The organism is Streptomyces sp. NPDC035033 (genome assembly GCF_040636735.1).
Lineage (GTDB): Bacteria > Actinomycetota > Actinomycetes > Streptomycetales > Streptomycetaceae > Streptomyces.
Map to the genome: position 1 here is coordinate 28,776 of NZ_JBEZUZ010000062.1, position 17,880 is coordinate 46,655.

The window sequence follows — 17,880 nt, forward strand, 5'->3', positions numbered from 1 at the left end:
CCGCCGGTACGGGCCCTGCCACGGCCCTGCCGGACGGACGGGAAACGGCTGGTCGGAGCGGCCGTGATTCATCCTACGAATGATCGTTTCCGCAGGTCAGGTAAGCCTTACCTGAGTGATGTACGCCATCGTCGCCGCTTCCGGCGCGGCTTGTCACTGCCTGATTAATTACGCAACAATGGCGTTGTGAAAAACCTTGGCGCGGCTCCGGCGGAGGAACTCGCGACCCGTGAGCGATCCACGCGCAACCGGGTCGCGCGCTCCATCCTGGACCACGGGCCGTCCACCGTCGCCGACCTCGCCGAGCGGCTCGGCCTCACCCAGGCCGCCGTCCGGCGCCACCTGGACGCGCTCGTCGCCGAGCAGGTCGTCGAGGCCCGCGAGAAGCGCGTCTACGGAGCCCGGACCCGCGGCCGCCCCGCGAAGGTCTTCGCCCTCACCGACTGCGGCCGGGACGCCTTCGACCAGTCCTACGACTCCCTCGCCGTCGAGGCGCTCCGCTGGATCGAGCGCAACGCCGGGGGAGAGGCCGCCGTCGCCGCCTTCGCCCGCGACCGGATCGAGGCCCAGGCCGAGGCCTACCGCGAGGCCGTCGAGTCGGTCGAGCCCGAGCGGCGGGCCGAGGCGCTGGCCAAGGCCCTGACGGCGGACGGGTACGCTGCCACTGCGCGCAACGCGCCGGTCGGCGAGCAGCTCTGTCAGCACCACTGCCCGGTCGCCCACGTCGCCGAGCAGTACCCCCAGCTGTGCGAGGCGGAGACGGAAATCTTCTCCCGCCTCCTGGGAACGCACGTCCAGCGCCTGGCCACCATCGCCCACGGCGACGGCGTCTGCACCACGTTCATCCCCCACAGCGCCCCACAGACCACTGAGACAGCATCCGCAAGCACGGCCGGGAGGAAGCCCGCATGACCACCGAGATCAGCCACCCCGAGCTCGAGGGCCTGGGTCGGTACGAGTACGGCTGGGCCGACTCCGACGAAGCCGGTGCGGCCGCCCAGCGCGGCCTCAACGAGGATGTCGTCCGCGACATCTCCGCGAAGAAGAACGAGCCCGAGTGGATGCTGAAGCTCCGCCTCAAGGGCCTGAAGCTCTTCGACAAGAAGCCCATGCCGACCTGGGGCTCCGACCTCGGCGGCATCGACTTCGACAACATCAAGTACTTCGTGCGGTCCACCGAGAAGCAGGCCGAGTCCTGGGAGGACCTGCCGGAGGACATCAAGAACACGTACGACAAGCTCGGCATCCCGGAGGCGGAGAAGCAGCGCCTCGTCGCCGGTGTCGCGGCCCAGTACGAGTCCGAGGTCGTCTACCACCAGATCCGCGAGGACCTGGAGGAGCAGGGCGTCATCTTCGTCGACACCGACACCGCGCTGAAGGAGCACGAGGAGCTCTTCAAGGAGTACTTCGGCACCGTCATCCCGGTCGGCGACAACAAGTTCGCCTCGCTGAACACGGCCGTGTGGTCCGGCGGCTCGTTCATCTACGTGCCGAAGGGCGTGCACGTCGAGATCCCGCTCCAGGCCTACTTCCGCATCAACACGGAGAACATGGGCCAGTTCGAGCGGACGCTGATCATCGTCGACGAGGACGCCTACGTCCACTACGTCGAGGGCTGCACCGCCCCGATCTACTCCTCCGACTCGCTGCACTCCGCGGTCGTCGAGATCATCGTGAAGAAGGGCGGCCGCTGCCGCTACACGACGATCCAGAACTGGTCGAACAACGTCTACAACCTGGTGACCAAGCGCGCCGTCGCCTACGAGGGCGCCACCATGGAGTGGGTCGACGGCAACATCGGCTCCAAGGTCACCATGAAGTACCCGGCCGTCTACCTCATGGGCGAGCACGCCAAGGGCGAGACGCTCTCCATCGCCTTCGCGGGCGAGGGCCAGCACCAGGACGCCGGCGCCAAGATGGTCCACATGGCCCCGAACACCTCGTCGTCCATCGTCTCCAAGTCGGTGGCGCGCGGCGGCGGCCGCACCTCCTACCGCGGCCTCATCGAGATCGGCGAGGGCGCCCCCGGCGCCAAGTCCAACGTGCTCTGCGACGCCCTGCTCGTCGACACCATCTCCCGCTCCGACACGTACCCCTACGTGGACGTGCGCGAGGACGACGTGACCATGGGCCACGAGGCCACCGTCTCCAAGGTCTCCGAGGACCAGCTCTTCTACCTGATGCAGCGCGGCCTGACCGAGCAGGAGGCCATGGCGATGATCGTCCGCGGCTTCGTCGAGCCGATCGCCAAGGAGCTGCCGATGGAGTACGCGCTGGAGCTGAACCGGCTGATCGAGCTGCAGATGGAAGGCGCGGTCGGCTAGTACCGCCACCGCCCCGCCCGTACCGCAGCGACCGATTCTTTACGCAGGAAGAGAGCAACACGACAGCCATGGCTGACGCCCAGAACATCCCGGCGGGCTCCACCACCGCCGGCTCGATCGCGGTGGCCGCCGAGTCCACCGTCGCCACCCGCATGAGCGCCCCGCCGTCCTACGACGTCGCGGACTTCCCCGTCCCGCACGGCCGCGAGGAGGAGTGGCGGTTCACCCCGCTCGCCCGCCTCCGCGGTCTGCACGACGGCACCGCCGTCGCCACCGGCGAGGGCGTCCGGGTCGAGATCGAGGCCCCCGAGGGCGTCACCGTGGAGACCGTCGGCCGCGACGACGAGCGGCTGCGCAAGGCCGGCAAGCCGGTCGACCGCGTCGCCGCCCAGGCGTACTCCTCCTTCGAGAAGGCGTCGGTCGTCACCGTCGCCAAGGAGGCCGTCCTCTCCGAGCCGATCCGCATCGCCGTGCACGGCCGGGGCGGCGTCGCCTTCGGCCACCAGGTGATCGAGCTCGGCGCCTTCGCCGAGGCCGTCGTCGTCATCGACCACACCGGTGACGCGGTGCTCGCCGCCAACGTGGACTTCGTCCTCGGCGACGGCGCCAAGCTCACCGTCGTCTCCGTCCAGGACTGGGAGAAGGACGCCGTCCACGTCGCCCAGCACAACGCGCTGCTCGGCCGGGACGCCTCCTTCAAGTCGGTCGTCGTCACCTTCGGCGGTGACCTCGTCCGCCTCCACCCGCGCGTCAGCTACGCCGCCCCCGGCGGCTCCGCCGAGCTCTTCGGCCTGTACTTCACCGACGCCGGCCAGCACCAGGAGCACCGCCTCCTCGTCGACCACAACACCCCGCACTGCACCTCGAACGTCGCCTACAAGGGCGCGCTCCAGGGCCAGGACGCGCACGCGGTGTGGATCGGCGACGTCCTCATCCAGGCCGCGGCCGAGGGCACCGACACCTACGAGCTCAACCGGAACCTCGTCCTCACCGACGGCGCCCGGGTCGACTCCGTGCCGAACCTGGAGATCGAGACCGGCGAGATCGCCGGCGCCGGCCACGCCTCCGCCACCGGCCGCTTCGACGACGAGCAGCTCTTCTACCTGATGGCCCGCGGCATTCCGGAGACCGAGGCCCGCCGCCTCGTCGTCCGCGGCTTCTTCGCCGAGCTGGTCCAGCAGATCGGCCTGCCGGACGTCGAGGAGCGCCTGATCGCCAAGGTCGAGGCCGAGCTGGAGGCCTCCGTCTGATGGCCTTCGTCCGAGTCTGCGCGCTGAGCGAGCTGGAGGCCGACACCCCGAAGCGGGTCGAGGTCGACGGCACGCCGGTGTCGGTCGTCCACACCGAGGGCGAGGTGTTCGCGATCAACGACATCTGCTCGCACGCCAACGTCTCCCTCTCGGAGGGTGAGGTCGAGGACTGCGCCATCGAGTGCTGGCTGCACGGTTCCAGCTTCGACCTCCGCACCGGCAAGCCGTCCGGTCTTCCCGCGACGCGCCCCGTCCCCGTGTACCCCGTAAAGATCGAAGGGGACGATGTGCTCGTCTCCGTCACCCAGGAGTCCTGAGTCACCCATGGCAACGCTCGAAATCCACGACCTGCACGTCTCCGTCGAGGCGGAGAACGGCCCCCGCGAGATCCTCAAGGGCGTCGACCTGACCATCAAGCAGGGTGAGACCCACGCGGTCATGGGCCCCAACGGCTCCGGCAAGTCGACCCTGGCGTACTCCCTGGCGGGTCACCCCAAGTACACGATCACCGGCGGCACCGTCACCCTCGACGGCGAGGACGTCCTGGAGATGTCCGTCGACGAGCGCGCCCGCGCCGGCGTCTTCCTCGCCATGCAGTACCCGGTCGAGGTCCCCGGCGTCTCGGTCTCCAACTTCCTGCGCACCTCCGCCACCGCCATCCGCGGCGAGGCCCCCAAGCTCCGCACCTGGGTGAAGGAGGTCAAGGAGGCCATGGAGAAGCTCCAGATGGACCCGGCCTTCGCCGAGCGCAACGTCAACGAGGGCTTCTCCGGCGGCGAGAAGAAGCGCCACGAGATCCTCCAGCTGGAGCTCCTCAAGCCGAAGATCGCGATCCTCGACGAGACCGACTCCGGCCTCGACGTCGACGCCCTGCGCATCGTCTCCGAGGGCGTCAACCGCGTCCGCGAGACCGGTGAGGTCGGCACCCTCCTCATCACCCACTACACGCGCATCCTGCGCTACATCAAGCCCGACTTCGTGCACGTGTTCGCGAACGGCCGCATCGTCGAGTCCGGCGGCGCCGAGCTCGCCGACCAGCTGGAGAACGAGGGCTACGACAAGTACGTGAAGGGTGGCGCATCCGCGTGACTTCCGCCCATCAGGGGCTGACCGGCCTCCTCGACACCGAGGCGATCCGCAAGGACTTCCCGCTCCTGGATCGCACGGTCCACGACGGCAAGAAGATCGTGTACCTGGACTCCGCGGCCACCTCGCAGAAGCCGCGGCAGGTCCTCGACGCGCTCAACGCCTACTACGAGCGGCACAACGCCAACGTGCACCGCGGCGTCTACACGGTCGCCGAGGAGGCCACCGCGCTGTACGAGGGCGCCCGCGACAAGGTCGCCGCCTTCATCAACGCGCCGAGCCGCAACGAGGTGATCTTCACCAAGAACGCCTCCGAGTCGCTCAACCTCGTGGCCAACATGCTCGGCTGGGCCGAGGACCCCTACCGGGTCGACCACGAGACCGAGATCGCCATCACGGAGATGGAGCACCACTCCAACATCGTCCCGTGGCAGCTGCTCTCGCAGCGCACCGGCGCGAAGCTGAAGTGGTTCGGCCTCACCGACGACGGCCGTCTCGACCTGTCGAACATCGACGAGGTCATCACGGAGAAGACGAAGATCGTCTCCTTCACGCTGGTCTCCAACCTGCTCGGCACCCAGAACCCGGTCGAGACCATCGTCCGGCGCGCCCAGGAGGTCGGTGCGCTCGTCTGCGTCGACGCCTCCCAGGCGGCCCCGCACATGGTCCTGGACGTGCAGGCGCTCCAGGCCGACTTCGTGGCCTTCACCGGCCACAAGATGTGCGGCCCCACCGGCATCGGCGTGCTGTGGGGACGGCAGGAGCTCCTGGAGGACCTGCCGCCCTTCCTCGGCGGCGGCGAGATGATCGAGACCGTCTCGATGCACTCCTCCACCTACGCGCCGGCCCCGCACAAGTTCGAGGCGGGTACGCCCCCGATCGCCCAGGCCGTCGGCCTCGGCGCGGCCGTGGACTACCTGTCGGCGATCGGCATGGAGAACATCGCGCGCCACGAGCACGCGATCACCGAGTACGCCGTCCGCCGCCTCCAGGAGGTCCCCGACCTGCGGATCATCGGCCCCACCACGGCCGAGGACCGCGGCGCGGCGATCTCCTTCACGCTCGGGGACATCCACCCCCACGACGTGGGGCAGGTGCTGGACGAGCAGGGCATCGCGGTCCGGGTCGGCCACCACTGCGCGCGGCCGGTCTGCCTGCGGTACGGAATTCCTGCGACCACGCGGGCGTCGTTCTACCTGTACTCCACCCCGGCCGAGGTCGACGCCCTGGTCGAGGGACTGGAGCACGTCCGTAACTTCTTCGGATAGGGCGGCTGAGGCTGTGAAGCTGGATTCGATGTACCAGGACGTCATCCTGGACCACTACAAGCACCCGCACGGGCGGGGCTTGCGGGACGGCGACGCCGAGGTGCACCACGTCAACCCGACGTGCGGCGACGAGATCACGCTCCGCGTGAAGTACGACGGCGAGCGCGTCGCGGACGTCTCGTACGAGGGCCAGGGCTGCTCCATCAGCCAGGCCTCGGCCTCCGTCCTCAACGAGCTGCTCGTCGGCAAGGAGCTGACCGAGGCGCGGCGGATCCAGGAGACCTTCCTGGAGCTGATGCAGTCCAAGGGCCAGGTCGAGCCGGACGACGCCATGGAGGAGGTGCTGGAGGACGCCGTCGCGTTCGCCGGCGTCTCCAAGTACCCGGCCCGTGTGAAGTGCGCGCTGCTCAGCTGGATGGCGTGGAAGGACGCGACCGCCCAGGCGCTGGGCGACGCGGAGAGGAAGTCGGCATGACCGAGAACGTGACCGAGAACGCGACCGAGCAGGCCGAGGCGGCCACGGTGAAGCCGGCCTCCGAGGAGGAGATCCGCGAGGCCCTGTACGACGTCGTCGACCCCGAGCTGGGCATCGACGTCGTCAACCTCGGCCTGATCTACGGGATCCACATCGACGACGCCAACATCGCGACGCTGGACATGACCCTGACCTCGGCGGCCTGTCCGCTGACGGACGTCATCGAGGACCAGGCCCGCGCCGCCACCGACGGCATCGTCAACGAGCTGCGGATCAACTGGGTCTGGATGCCCCCGTGGGGCCCGGACAAGATCACCGACGACGGCCGCGAGCAGCTCCGCGCGCTCGGCTTCAACGTCTGAGCGGTGACCGCGTGCGAAGAGGCCCCCGGCCGTGTGCCGGGGGCCTCTTCGCGCTGCCGGGTTCTCCGCCGGGTCAGACGGCCGGCCCCGCCGCCGCCCGGGCCAGGACCGGGCCCAGGTTCTCCTTGCGGATGCGCCGGTCGACGTAGAGGAGGCCGGAGGTCAGCGGCTGGAGGGGGCCCAGGAGGGCCTGGGTCAGGAGCTGGAGCAGAGCCAGCAGGGCCATCTGGGTGCCGGCGGCCGTGAAGACCGTGCCGGGCGTGGCGTGCTGGGCGAGCGGGGCGGCGAAGAGCGAGACCTGCGTCGCCAGGGAGATCGCCATCTGCACGGCGAACGAGACGCAGCCGACGATCAGCATCATCACCAGCGTGTAGCCGAAGATCCGCCACCAGGAGCCGCGGACCAGCTCCGAGGAGCGGCGCAGGGCGGTCAGCGTGCCGGCGGACTCGACGACGGCGGCCGTCGGGGCGAGGCTGAACTTCACCCAGATCCACAGGGCCAGAGGCATCGTCCCGAAGCCGAGGAGGAGGAAGAGCAGCCCGGAGAGCGCCCAGCCGGTCCCGTCGCCCCCGTCCGTTCCGATGCTCGCGACCATCGCGCCCAGCAGCAGGAAGAAGCCGGCCAGGAAGAGCAGCACCGGCACGAGGACGGCCAGCGCCGGCAGGGCGACCGTGCCGAGCACCGGGCCGAGCCGGGACCAGGCCCGGCGCCACACCGTCCCGAAGCGGGCCCGGCGGCCGAGCACCGCCTCCTGGACCACGACCCCGACGGCCGCGTACAGCAGCCCCGTCGCCAGCAGCACCCCCAGCGAGAAGACCAGCCAGAAGGAACCCAGGCCGATGAAGAGCGGCGAGAGGTCCGAGAGGCCGGGCTCCCCGGGGGCGGAGGTGTCCGCCATGGCCTCCCACCGGTCGGCGAGGGCGGCCCAGAGGGCCGCGCCGAGCCCGGCGATCACCGCGGCGGCCAGCGCGTAGGCGACCAGGGTGATGCCGAGGAGCTCCTTCCAGTGGCGGCGGTACGCGCCGAAGGCACCCCCCAGGACGTGGTTCAGGTCGAGCGGCGCCAGGGGTATCACGCCGGGCTTCGGCGGCGGAGGGGAGGGCGCGTAGCCGTACCCGTACGGTCCAGGGGCATAAGTCATGCGGACACGGTAGCGGCCGCCGTTGCGTACGCCCGTACACACCCGTGTGTACCCTCGTACACATGGGTTACGGACTGCTCGCCGGGGCCATCGCGGCCGAGATCATCGCCACCACCTCCATGAAGTACAGCGAGGGCTTCAGCAGGTTCTGGCCCTCGGTCGTCACCGGCGCCGGGTACCTCGTCGCCTTCGCGCTGCTCGCCCAGGCGCTCAAGACCCTCCAGGTCGGGACCGCCTACGCGATCTGGTCCGGCGTCGGCACGGCGGCCGTCGCCGGCATAGGGATCCTCTTCCTCGGGGAGACGCTGAACCTCGCCAAGATCGCCGGCATCGTCCTCATCGTCGCCGGGGTCGCCGTGCTCAACCTGGGCGGGGCCCACTGATGGCGCGGCCCCGGCGGTACGACCCCGGGCGGCGGGAGCGGATCGTGGACGCCGCCCTGCGGGTGGTCCGGCGGTACGGGATCGGCGGGCTGAGCCACCGCACGGTCGCCGCCGAGGCGGACGTGCCGCTCGGCTCCACCACGTACCACTTCTCCTCCCTCGACGAACTCCTCGTCGGCGCCCTCAGGAAGGCCGACGCCGGCTTCGCCGAGGAGCTGGCGCGCGCGGCCGTCCCCGACCGCGACGGACTCGCCGGCCCGCTCGCCCGGCTCCTCGGGGAGTGGCTCGGCGGGGACCGGACCGGGGTGGAGCTGGAGTACGAGCTCTACCTCGCCGCCCTGCGCCGGCCCGCGCTGCGCCCCGTCGTCGCCGAGTGGACCGAGGCGGTCGTCGCCGTCCTCGCCCCGCGCACCGGGCGGGCCACCGCCCGCGCCGTGGCCGCCCTCCTCGACGGCCTCGGCCTCCAGGCGCTGCTCACCGGCGCGCCGTACGACGAGGCGTACGCCCGCGAGATGCTGGCCCGGATCCTGAACGAAGGCCCGAAAGGGCGGGCCGGCGACTCGTCGGATGCTCCGGCCGGGCCGACCGGCACCTGAGACCGGTTGGCCCGCGCGCCGCCCCGCCCGTTAGGTTTTCCGTCATGACCACTGCTCCTCGCACCACCGGCGCCGTCGCCGCCGGCCTCGCCACCCTCGCCGGTGACGGCACCGTTCTCGACACCTGGTTCCCCGCTCCCGAGCTCAGCGACGCGCCCGGCCCGGCCGGCACCACGCGGCTCTCCCCGGACGAGGCGGTGAACGCCCTCGGCGAGGGCGCCGCCAAGGCCCTCGGCGTGGACGCCCGCCGCGGCGTCGAGGTGGTCGCCGTCCGCACCGTCGTCGCCTCCCTCGACGACAAGCCGCTCGACGCCCACGACGTCTACCTCCGCCTCCACCTGCTGAGCCACCGCCTGGTGAAGCCGCACGGCCAGAACCTGGACGGCATCTTCGGCCACCTGGCCAACGTCGCCTGGACCTCGCTCGGCCCGGTCGCCGTCGACGACGTCGAGAAGGTGCGCCTGCGCGCCCGCGCCGAGGGCCTCCAGCTCTCGGTGACCTCCGTCGACAAGTTCCCCCGCATGACCGACTACGTCGTGCCCGCCGGCGTCCGCATCGCCGACGCCGACCGGGTCCGCCTCGGCGCCCACCTCGCCGCCGGCACCACCGTCATGCACGAGGGCTTCGTCAACTTCAACGCCGGCACGCTCGGCACCTCCATGGTCGAGGGCCGCATCTCCGCCGGCGTCGTCGTCGGCGACGGCTCCGACATCGGCGGCGGCGCCTCCACCATGGGCACCCTCTCCGGCGGCGGCAACGTCGTCATCTCCATCGGCGAGCGCTGCCTGGTCGGCGCCGAGGCGGGCGTCGGCATCGCGCTCGGCGACGAGTGCGTCGTCGAGGCCGGCCTGTACGTCACCGCCGGCACCCGGGTCACCCTGCCCGACGGCCAGATCGTCAAGGCCCGCGACCTCTCCGGGCAGTCGAACATCCTCTTCCGCCGCAACTCGGTCACCGGCGCCGTCGAGGCCCGCCCGAACAACGCGGTCTGGGGCGGTCTCAACGACATCCTGCACAGCCACAACTGACGACAACCGAACCTCGTCCCGGAGCGTTGTCACTGCGGAGCGCAGTGCTCCACCCGGACGAGGCGAGGAGTCGACATGAGGACGAAGCCCATGGCCGCCGCGGTGCTCACCGCGGCGGCCGTGCTGCTGCCGGCGGGCGCCGCCCTGGCGGACGAGACGCACACGCACAACGGGCCGACCGTGACCAACGGCCCCAGTCTCACCCTGCACACCGGACAGATCGACGATCCCCTGGAGGACGTCCTGGAGCACGCGGCGGTCCTGGGGCGGACTCACACCACCGATTCCGCCTGAAGCAGCTCCTCCAGGAGCACCCGCAGCCCGTCGGCCGTCTCCCGGCCGGCGGGCCGCAGCGGTTCCCGGACCGGGCCGCCGAGGAGCGCCTTCGCGGTGACCGTGCCCGGCAGGCCCGCGGCCATCATCCGCTCGACGAGCGGCAGCGTCCGGGCGTGCAGCCGGGCGGCCAGGGCGGTGTCGCCGGAGTCGTACGCGTCGAGGACGGCGGCGAGCGGGCGCGGCGCCACGTTGGCGACCGTGCTCACGTAGCCGGCGCCGCCGACCGCGTAGAGCGGCAGGTTCAGCTCCTCGCTGCCGGAGTAGTACGCGAGCGGGGTCTCCGCGATCAGCCGGGCCGAGGTCATCAGGTCGTACGAGCAGTCCTTCACGGCCGTGATCCGCGGGTGCCCGGCGAGCCGGCGCATGGTGTCGGGCTCGACGCGGGTGCCGGTGCGGCCGGGGATGTCGTAGACCATCAGGGGGAGCCCGGTGGAGTCCGCGACCTTCAGGAAGTGGGCGGCGACCGCGTCCTGCGGCGGGCGGCTGTAGTACGGGGTGACGACGAGCAGTCCGTCGGCGCCGGCGGCCTCCGCCTGCCGGGCCAGCTCCACGGTGTGCCGGGTGTCGGCGGTGCCGACGCCCGCGACCAGCGCCGGGGCCGGGCCGACCGCTTCCCGCACCGCCCGGATCAGCGCCGCCTTCTCCTCGTCCGAGGTGGTGGGGGACTCGCCGGTGGTGCCGTTCAGGACCAGTCCGTCGCAGCCCTCGCCGACCAGCCGGGCGGCCAGTTTCCCGGCCGCGTCGAGGTCGAGGGCGCCGGAGCCGGTGAAGGGGGTGACCATCGCGCAGAGGGCGCGGCCGAAGGGGCGGTGCGTTCCCGGAGTGCTCATGCGGGAAGTCTGGCCGCGTCCGTCCGGGAAGGTCCACTTAGATCTGCTTCGGCGAAACGTTCAGCCCGGGTGAAGGGTTCAGAGCGTCAGCTTGAAGCCCTCGTGGCTCCGGGCGTACCCCAGCGAGGCGTAGAAGCGGTGGGCGCCGGCGCGCTCCTTGTTGCTGGTCAGCTGGACGAGGGCGCAGCCGCGGGCCCGCGCCCGGTCGGCGGCCAGCTCCATCAGCCGGCGGCCCAGGCCCGTGCCCCGGCGGTCCGCCCGGATCCGGACGGCCTCGACCAGCGCGCGCTCGGCGCCGCCCTTGCCGAGGCCGGGGATGTAGGTGGCCTGGAGGCAGCCGAGGACGAGGCCCTCCTCCACCAGGACCAGCATCTCGTTGCGGGGGTCGGTCTCGATGGCCGCGAAGGCGCGCTCGTACGCCTCGGTGACCTGGACGGTCGCGGGGTCGACGACCCGCTCCTCGTCGGCCAGGAGGGCGAGGACGGCGGGGAGTTCGGCGCGGGTGGCGGGGCGGAGGATCACGGGCCGAAGTCTGCCATGCCGAAAACCCTTGACCTCGACCAAGGTCGAGGAAGGAGGCTCGGGTCATGCGCACCGAGCAGAAGGAGATCCGCATGAAGACCGTCGCGCGCCTTGGCGCCCGTCCCGAGCCGCACCGCCCCGGAGTCGGCGCCGTCCTCGTCAGCACCTGGCGGGTCGGCACCCCCGAGCGCCAGGGGGCCGCCGTGGAGGCCATCCGCACGACCTGGGAGCGCCGGGCGTGGCCCACCCCCGACCTGCTCTCGTACAGCGTCCTCGCCGGCACCGACGGGGAGACGCTGCTGCACTACTCGCAGTGGACCGGGGAGGAGGCGTACGAGGAGTTCGTCCGGACCTTCCGGGACGACCGGAACGCCGAGATCGACGCCGCCGTGCCCGGCATCGAGCGGGTCGAACTCCGTCGCTACGGGCCGGTCCACCGCTCCACCGTCCACCGCACGGCGGGCCCGGGGAAGGAGCCGGGGATCGTCGTGGTCGTCGAGGCGGACTTCGACGCCGACGGGGCCGCCGGACAGCGGGAGGAGTGGGTGGAGCGCGTCCTGGCGGCCCTGGCGGACGACGAGGCCACGGCGGCCCGGCCGGCGTCCGGCGGGATCAGCGGCAACTTCCACCTCTCCACCGACGGCGGCCGGGTCCTCAACTACGCCGAGTGGGAGAGCGAGCGGGCCCACGAGGAATGGCTCGCGGACGCCGCCCCGCTGAGCGAGGCGTGGCGGCGGGTGCAGCACGACCCGCGGCTCACCGGCGGCCGGGTACGGCGCTACGCGCCCGCGCTCGGTCTGAGCGCGGGCGCGTGAGAAGCGCCCTCCGGGTCACGGGCGGAAGCGCAGGACCTGCGGGTCGTGGTCGCTGTCCTGGTCCGCGAACTCGGCGTTGATGTGCACGCTGTCGTACGCGAAGTGGTGCACGCCGGGGCTGGTCAGGATCTGGTCGAGGACCTGGCTGTTGCCCTGGTAGACGTACGAGTAGCGCTCGGAGGCCGGCAGCGACTTCACGGCCGGGTACAGCACGCCGCCGTCGGTCAGCGCCTCGGTGGTCGCCGAGAACTCGAAGTCGTTGATGTCGCCGACGACCAGGACGTCCGCCTGCTTGTCGATCGCCGTGATCTCCTTCACGAAGGCGTTGACGGCCTGCGCCTGGAGGAGGCGCTTGGCCTCGGAGGAACGGTTCGGCGGCTGGTGGTGGGAGGTCAGGCCCTCGTCGCCGCCCTTCGAGCCGAAGTGGTTGGCGATGACGAAGACCGTGCGGCCGCGGAAGAGGAACTCGCCCGCCAGCGGCTTGCGGCTGGCCTCCCAGGCGGCGTTCGCCGGGTCGATCCGGCCGGGGGAGAGGGTCAGGGCGGCGCGGCCCTTCGAGCCGGTGACGCCGGTCGCGGTGGTCGCGTCGCCGCCCGCGCGGTCCACGAAGGAGACCCGCTCGGGGTTGAAGAGGAAGACCTGACGGATGTTGCCGCCGGGCTCGCCGCCGTCCTTGTTGTTCTGCGGGTCGACCGAGCGCCACTCGTACGCCGGGCCGCCGGCCGCCACGATCGCGTCCGTGAACTTCTTCAGCGTCTGGCCGGCCGAGACCGTGCCGTCGTTCTTGGCGCCGTTGTCGTCCTGGATCTCCTCCAGGGCGAGGACGTCCGGCGCGGCCAGGTTCTCCACGACCGCCTTCGCGAGCGCGTCGAACTTCTCCTGCGGGTCGGTCGGGTCGAGGTTCTCCACGTTGTACGTGGCCACGGCCAGCTCGTTCTTGTGCTGCTTCTCGGTCACCTCGCGCTCCAGGCCCATGTCCTGGAGGGTGCCGAGGGTGCGGGCGGTCAGCGTGTAGCCGCCGAACTGGTTGAAGTCGAGCGGGCCCTCGGTCGAACCGGTCAGCCAGTCGCCGACGTTCGCCTTCGGGAAGGGCTGCTGGGCGAGCGGGATCAGCGACTGGATCTGGAGCCGGCCGGTGTTCTGGGAGGCGTACGAGCCGTAGACCGTGCCGCCGCGCTCGTTGTCGTTCTCCCACGGCTTCACCGTGACCCACAGCTCGGAGTACGGGTCGGTGGCGCCGACCACCCGGGAGGAGCCGACGCGGACGTTGGTGCCCTCCAGCGACTCGTAGTAGTCCAGGGCGTACGCGTCGGGGTCCAGCTCCAGGCCGTTGATCGAGCCGCCGTTCGCCGGGTCGCCCTCGGGGGCGTAGGCGTCCGGCACCGACCAGGGGGCGATGTGGACCGGGGCGGGCAGCGCGTTGCCCTTCGAGACCACGGTGACCTTGGGGCGGGAGAGCTGGGTCAGCGACTGGTTGCCGGAGTTCAGGCCGCCGGGGACGTACTCGGTGACCGTGCCGTCGACGCTGACCGCGTCGCCGACCGCGACCGCCGGGGTGGAGCCCGTGAAGACGAACAGGCCCTCGCTGGTGGCCGGGTTCCCGTCGCCCTGCGGGTCCTGCATCCAGAAGCCGCGCGAGGAGCCGTACCCGCGGACGCCGGTGACGACGCCCGTCACCCCGGTGACCTGCTTGCCGGCCAGCGGCGAGACCCGGGTCGTGCCCTGGACGTCGTGGATGCGGACGGCGGCGGCGTCCTCGGCCGCGGCGGTCTGCGAACCGGCGAGCAGCCCGGCCGCGAGGGCGGCCGCGACCACCGCGGAGACGGCGGCGGATCTCGGTATGGAGGAAGACATCAGGAGGCTCCGAGGTGCTTGGAGGAACGGCAGAGGCATCTACGCGCGTCAATCTCCGGTGAGAGCGCCCCACTTGTCAAGGGTCGACGGGTGTACGAAGGCTGACGGTCCCGTGAACCGGCGGAAGGCCCCCCGGATGCGTCTACGCTGAGACGCCGGCCCACACCGGTGCCGGCCGGTCCCACCGGGCACCCCACCGATCCACGCGCGCGTCGAGGAGATCCCCCACATGGCTGCGGAGCACCCCACCCTTCCCCCCGTTCGGCTGCCCTCGGACGCGGAGCTGGCTCGGGACGCCCTGGCCGCCCCCCTCCTCGCCCACGCCGTGCGCCTCGCCCGCTGGGCCGGCCCCGACACCCGGGTCGGCGCCGGCGGCGAACTCGTCGACGAGCAGCTCCCGGACGCCGCCGTCGCCCTCGGCCTCGCCGACGACGAGGACGCCGAGTACTGGGCGGGCGACGCCTGGCGGCTCGCCGTCGACACCGGCCTCGTCGACGTCGAGGACGGCGCCGACGACGAGACCCCCGGCACCGCCGCCGCCGGCGAGAACCTCGCCGTCGTCACCGGCGGCGCGCCCCAGGACGTCCTCGGGCTCTGGCTGGACGCCTTCGACGCCGTCTTCGCCGACGCCGTCGCCCCCGTCCTGGACGACCTGGAGCCCCTCCTCGACGAGGACGGCGGCCTCGACCTCGACACCCTGGACTGGGACCCCGAGGCGGAGGCCGACTTCCTGGAGGGCGTCCTCGGCAACCTCTACCTGCTGACCGTCAGCGAGGGCGGCCCCGGCGACGGCCCCGTGCCGCTGCCCGCGCTCGCCGCCTCCATGGTCGTCCCCGACGACATGGGCGAGCCCACCGACGACGTCCTGGAGCAGGTCTCCGACGCGATGATGCGGCTCGACGAGCAGTTCCGGCTCCTGGAGCCCATCGGCCTCGTCGAGTACCAGCCCGTCGACGAGGCCCTGATGGCCGAGGAGGGCGAGGAGCCCGCCCCGCCCGTGGACGACGAGGACGTCACCCGCTACGGCATGGTCCGGCTCACCCCGCTCGGCCTCTACGGCGTCCGCGCCCGCATGCTGGAGGCCGGGGTGGTGGCCCCCGCCGTCGGCGAGCTCGCGGAGAAGGACGCCGACGCCCTCCTCGACGGCCTCGCCGGCTACCCCGGGGCCGCCGCCCGCGCCGAGACCGAGGCCTGGCTCGCCGGCCGCGAACCGGTGCCCGCCGCCGCCGAACTCCTCGCCGCCGCCCGCGGCTCCGACCCGGCCTCCCCGCTGCGCCGCCTCCACTGCCAGCAGGCCCTCGCCCTCGTCGGCCCGGAGGCCGAGCCGGTGGTCCGCGCCGTCCTCGACGACCCCGAGCTCGGCGGCCTCGCCCGCGTCTGGCTCACCGAGCGCGGCGCCTCCGACGTCCCCCCGCCGCCCGAGTCCATGATCTTCTGGCTCGCCGTGGACACCATCGCCGCCCAGCTCGACGCCGTCGGCGACCTGTCCGAACTCCAGGAGCTCATCGAGGGCCTGACCAGCCGTCACACCGGCTTCCTGGAGACCGCCTGGCGGGTCGAGCACCCGGCCACGGCCGACGTCCTGGACGCGATGGGCCGGCTCCACCCGGACAAGACGGCCGCCAAGGAGGCCCGCAAGGCCGCCTTCAAGGCCCGCTCGCGCACCGGCTCGGCCTGACCCCCGCCCCTCCCGTGCGCCCCCGGCCGTCCGGGGGCGTTCCCGCGGTGTTCAGCCCCCGTTCCCGCGGGCGCGCCATGGTGTGCGCGACATCCGGCCCGCAGCAGGGAGAGACCGCACACCATGGCCCTCAACCGCAGAGAGTTCACCCAGAAGTCCGCCGCCGCCGGCTTCGCCCTCACCGGCGCCGTCGGCGTCCTCGCCACCGCCCCCGAGGCCCTCGCGAGCGACGAGCGCGCCCACGGCGGCCCCGGCCGCGACGGCGACGACCGCGGGTACGACGGCCACGGCCACGACCGCCTCGGCTACGGCCCGCTCGTCGCCGACCCCGACGGCCTCCTCGCCCTGCCCGAGGGCTTCTCCTACCGCGTGATCACCCGCACCGGCGTCACCCGCCTGGAGAGCGGCGAGTTCACCCCCTCCCACCACGACGGCGCCGCCACCTTCGCCGGCCCGCGCGGCACCACGTACGTGGTCTACAACCACGAGCTCAAGGGCGCCCGCTCCAAGTGGGCGCACCCCGTCCCGCTCACCGAGGGCCTGGTCTACGACCCCGCCGCGGCCGGCGGCTGCACCGTCGTCGAGATCCACCGCGACGGCACCGTCGCCGAGTGGGTCGGCATCGCCGGCACCTCCACCAACTGCGCCGGCGGCCGCACCGCCTGGGGCACCTGGCTGACCTGCGAGGAGAACTCCGACCTCGCCGGCAAGAACGGCATGACCAAGGACCACGGGTACGTCTTCGAGGTCGACCCCCGCGACCGGCGGGCCAACCTCGACCCCAAGCCCCTCAAGTTCTTCGGCCGCTACGACCACGAGGCCGTCGTCGTCGACCCGAAGCGCGGCCACGCCTACCTGACCGAGGACGCCTCCAACCCCAACGGCCTGCTCTTCCGCTGGGTCCCGCCGCAGGACTTCGAGCACGGCCGGGGCAGGCTGCGCGCCCTCGCCGACGACGCCGGCGTCCTCCAGGCCGCCCGCTGCATCGACTCCGCCGGCCGGTTCGTCGACGACCTCTCCCGTGCCACCCGCATCGGCACCGTCTACGGCGTCGACTGGGTGGACGTCCCCGACCGCGACGCCCGCACCGTGCCCGTGCGCAAGCAGTTCACCGACGCCCAGGTCACCCGCGGCCGGAAGCTGGAGGGCATGTGGTGGGCGGACGGCGGCGCCTACGTCGTCTCCTCGTACGCCCGTGAGGAGAGCCCCGGCGCGGCCCACGACGGCCAGGTCTGGTTCTACGACCCCAAGCGCCGCACCCTCACCCTCAAGGTGCTGCTCGGCGTGAACGCGGCGCCCGAGCGGGACGGCGCCTTCGACGGCCCGGACAACATCACCGTCTCCCCGTACGGCGGGCTCGTCATCGCCGAGGACGGCGAGGGCGTGTCGCACCTCTTCGGCGCCACGGACTCGGGCCGCACCTACCCGATCGCGCGCAACGACCTCAACGACAGCGAGTTCACCGGCGTCGTCTTCTCGCCCGACGGCGACACCCTGTACGCCAGCATCCAGTCCCCGGGCATCATGGTCGCGATCACCGGCCCCTGGCGCCGCCAGCCCCGCCGCTGACGCCCCGCCGGTCCGGGCGGCCGGACGCGGGAGGACCTGTGAGGATTCGCGTCGGGTTCCCGTCGGGTTCCCGCCAGGTTCCCCGATCCCCTGTCGGCTCCGTGGACTGACATCTAACCTGTCAGTCCATGGACGACGCTCTGCGGCCGGTGGGCCGGACCCTGTTGCGCGACCGGGCCTACGAATCGCTGCGCGAGGCGATCGTGCGCGGCGACCTCGCCCCCGGCGCGCTCCTCAAGGACGCCGACCTCGCCGACCGGCTCGGCCTCTCCCGCGCGCCCGTCCGCGACGCCCTGGCCCGGCTCACCGTCGAGGGCCTCGTCGAGACCAAGCCGCAGAGCTACACCCGGGTCACCCGTCCGG

The 17,880-nt window shown here is 72.1% G+C and carries 20 protein-coding genes; 16 read left to right on the forward strand and 4 right to left on the reverse strand.

Annotation, left to right across the window (positions count from 1 at the left end; translation table 11 throughout):
- Positions 1-186: 186 nt before the first annotated feature.
- From AB0E83_RS23560 to AB0E83_RS23595, 8 genes are all read left to right on the forward strand, one after another.
- Positions 187-912, forward strand: a complete 726-nt coding sequence (locus AB0E83_RS23560) for a metalloregulator ArsR/SmtB family transcription factor (RefSeq protein ID WP_362115165.1) — start codon at positions 187-189, stop codon at positions 910-912.
- Positions 909-2,324: a Fe-S cluster assembly protein SufB gene (gene sufB, locus AB0E83_RS23565; protein ID WP_362115168.1), complete on the forward strand. Its 1,416-nt coding sequence runs from the start codon at positions 909-911 to the stop codon at positions 2,322-2,324. The genes AB0E83_RS23560 and sufB overlap by 4 nt, the downstream gene beginning before the upstream one ends.
- A 68-nt stretch (positions 2,325-2,392) precedes the next feature.
- On the forward strand, positions 2,393-3,574 hold the full coding sequence (sufD, locus tag AB0E83_RS23570) for a Fe-S cluster assembly protein SufD (RefSeq protein ID WP_362115171.1): 1,182 nt from the start codon (positions 2,393-2,395) through the stop codon (positions 3,572-3,574).
- A complete protein-coding gene (locus AB0E83_RS23575; protein WP_030322524.1) occupies positions 3,574-3,891 on the forward strand; it encodes a bifunctional 3-phenylpropionate/cinnamic acid dioxygenase ferredoxin subunit in 318 nt (105 codons plus the stop codon). The genes sufD and AB0E83_RS23575 overlap by 1 nt, the downstream gene beginning before the upstream one ends.
- Before the next feature lie 7 nt (positions 3,892-3,898).
- The gene (gene sufC / locus AB0E83_RS23580; protein WP_362115175.1) at positions 3,899-4,663 is read left to right on the forward strand and encodes a Fe-S cluster assembly ATPase SufC; all 765 of its coding nucleotides are present in this window, start codon (positions 3,899-3,901) and stop codon (positions 4,661-4,663) included.
- A complete protein-coding gene (locus AB0E83_RS23585) occupies positions 4,660-5,928 on the forward strand; it encodes a cysteine desulfurase (RefSeq protein ID WP_362115178.1) in 1,269 nt (422 codons plus the stop codon). The genes sufC and AB0E83_RS23585 overlap by 4 nt, the downstream gene beginning before the upstream one ends.
- A gap of 13 nt (positions 5,929-5,941) precedes the next feature.
- On the forward strand, positions 5,942-6,403 hold the full coding sequence (gene sufU, locus AB0E83_RS23590) for a Fe-S cluster assembly sulfur transfer protein SufU (RefSeq protein WP_362115181.1): 462 nt from the start codon (positions 5,942-5,944) through the stop codon (positions 6,401-6,403).
- On the forward strand, positions 6,400-6,765 hold the full coding sequence (locus tag AB0E83_RS23595) for a metal-sulfur cluster assembly factor (protein ID WP_362115183.1): 366 nt from the start codon (positions 6,400-6,402) through the stop codon (positions 6,763-6,765). Before sufU ends, AB0E83_RS23595 begins: the two co-directional genes overlap by 4 nt.
- 73 nt (positions 6,766-6,838) lie before the next feature.
- On the opposite strand, the gene AB0E83_RS23600 is transcribed toward AB0E83_RS23595, so the two are convergent.
- Positions 6,839-7,906, reverse strand: coding sequence for an oxidoreductase (locus AB0E83_RS23600; protein WP_362115186.1), 1,068 nt, complete (start codon positions 7,904-7,906; stop codon positions 6,839-6,841).
- 62 nt (positions 7,907-7,968) lie between these two features.
- Here AB0E83_RS23600 and AB0E83_RS23605 point away from each other — a divergent pair, with 62 nt between their 5' ends.
- The 4 genes from AB0E83_RS23605 to AB0E83_RS23620 all read left to right on the forward strand — a co-directional run bounded on the left by AB0E83_RS23605 (position 7,969) and on the right by AB0E83_RS23620 (position 10,207).
- Positions 7,969-8,289 (forward strand): multidrug efflux SMR transporter, encoded by a 321-nt coding sequence (locus tag AB0E83_RS23605; RefSeq protein ID WP_362115189.1) that lies wholly within the window; start codon positions 7,969-7,971, stop codon positions 8,287-8,289.
- Positions 8,289-8,885, forward strand: coding sequence for a TetR family transcriptional regulator (locus AB0E83_RS23610; protein WP_362115191.1), 597 nt, complete (start codon positions 8,289-8,291; stop codon positions 8,883-8,885). The genes AB0E83_RS23605 and AB0E83_RS23610 overlap by 1 nt, the downstream gene beginning before the upstream one ends.
- Positions 8,886-8,929: 44 nt before the next feature.
- Positions 8,930-9,913, forward strand: a complete 984-nt coding sequence (dapD, locus tag AB0E83_RS23615; protein ID WP_362115194.1) for a 2,3,4,5-tetrahydropyridine-2,6-dicarboxylate N-succinyltransferase — start codon at positions 8,930-8,932, stop codon at positions 9,911-9,913.
- 75 nt (positions 9,914-9,988) lie between these two features.
- Entirely contained in the window at positions 9,989-10,207 is a 219-nt protein-coding gene (locus tag AB0E83_RS23620; RefSeq protein ID WP_362115197.1) for a hypothetical protein, read from the forward strand.
- Here AB0E83_RS23620 and dapA read toward each other — a convergent pair.
- Positions 10,186-11,079, reverse strand: coding sequence for a 4-hydroxy-tetrahydrodipicolinate synthase (gene dapA / locus AB0E83_RS23625; RefSeq protein ID WP_362115200.1), 894 nt, complete (start codon positions 11,077-11,079; stop codon positions 10,186-10,188). The two genes, AB0E83_RS23620 and dapA, sit on opposite strands and share 22 nt — an antisense overlap.
- Before the next feature lie 78 nt (positions 11,080-11,157).
- A complete protein-coding gene (locus tag AB0E83_RS23630; RefSeq protein ID WP_362115203.1) occupies positions 11,158-11,601 on the reverse strand; it encodes a GNAT family N-acetyltransferase in 444 nt (147 codons plus the stop codon).
- A 65-nt stretch (positions 11,602-11,666) separates the two neighbouring features.
- Here AB0E83_RS23630 and AB0E83_RS23635 point away from each other — a divergent pair, with 65 nt between their 5' ends.
- Positions 11,667-12,416 carry an antibiotic biosynthesis monooxygenase gene (locus tag AB0E83_RS23635; protein ID WP_362115206.1) on the forward strand — a complete coding sequence of 250 codons (750 nt, stop codon included), beginning with the start codon at positions 11,667-11,669 and terminating at the stop codon, positions 12,414-12,416.
- 15 nt (positions 12,417-12,431) lie between these two features.
- On the opposite strand, the gene AB0E83_RS23640 is transcribed toward AB0E83_RS23635, so the two are convergent.
- Positions 12,432-14,270 (reverse strand): endonuclease/exonuclease/phosphatase family protein, encoded by a 1,839-nt coding sequence (locus AB0E83_RS23640; RefSeq protein WP_362115209.1) that lies wholly within the window; start codon positions 14,268-14,270, stop codon positions 12,432-12,434.
- Between the two features lie 229 nt (positions 14,271-14,499).
- Here AB0E83_RS23640 and AB0E83_RS23645 point away from each other — a divergent pair, with 229 nt between their 5' ends.
- The 3 genes from AB0E83_RS23645 to AB0E83_RS23655 all read left to right on the forward strand — a co-directional run.
- On the forward strand, positions 14,500-15,948 hold the full coding sequence (locus tag AB0E83_RS23645) for a hypothetical protein (RefSeq protein ID WP_362115212.1): 1,449 nt from the start codon (positions 14,500-14,502) through the stop codon (positions 15,946-15,948).
- 123 nt (positions 15,949-16,071) lie between these two features.
- Positions 16,072-17,517 carry an alkaline phosphatase PhoX gene (locus tag AB0E83_RS23650; RefSeq protein ID WP_362115215.1) on the forward strand — a complete coding sequence of 482 codons (1,446 nt, stop codon included), beginning with the start codon at positions 16,072-16,074 and terminating at the stop codon, positions 17,515-17,517.
- A 128-nt stretch (positions 17,518-17,645) separates the two neighbouring features.
- Positions 17,646-17,880, forward strand: a 235-nt coding sequence (locus tag AB0E83_RS23655; protein WP_362115218.1) for a GntR family transcriptional regulator, incomplete at its 3' end; no start/stop codon positions are given.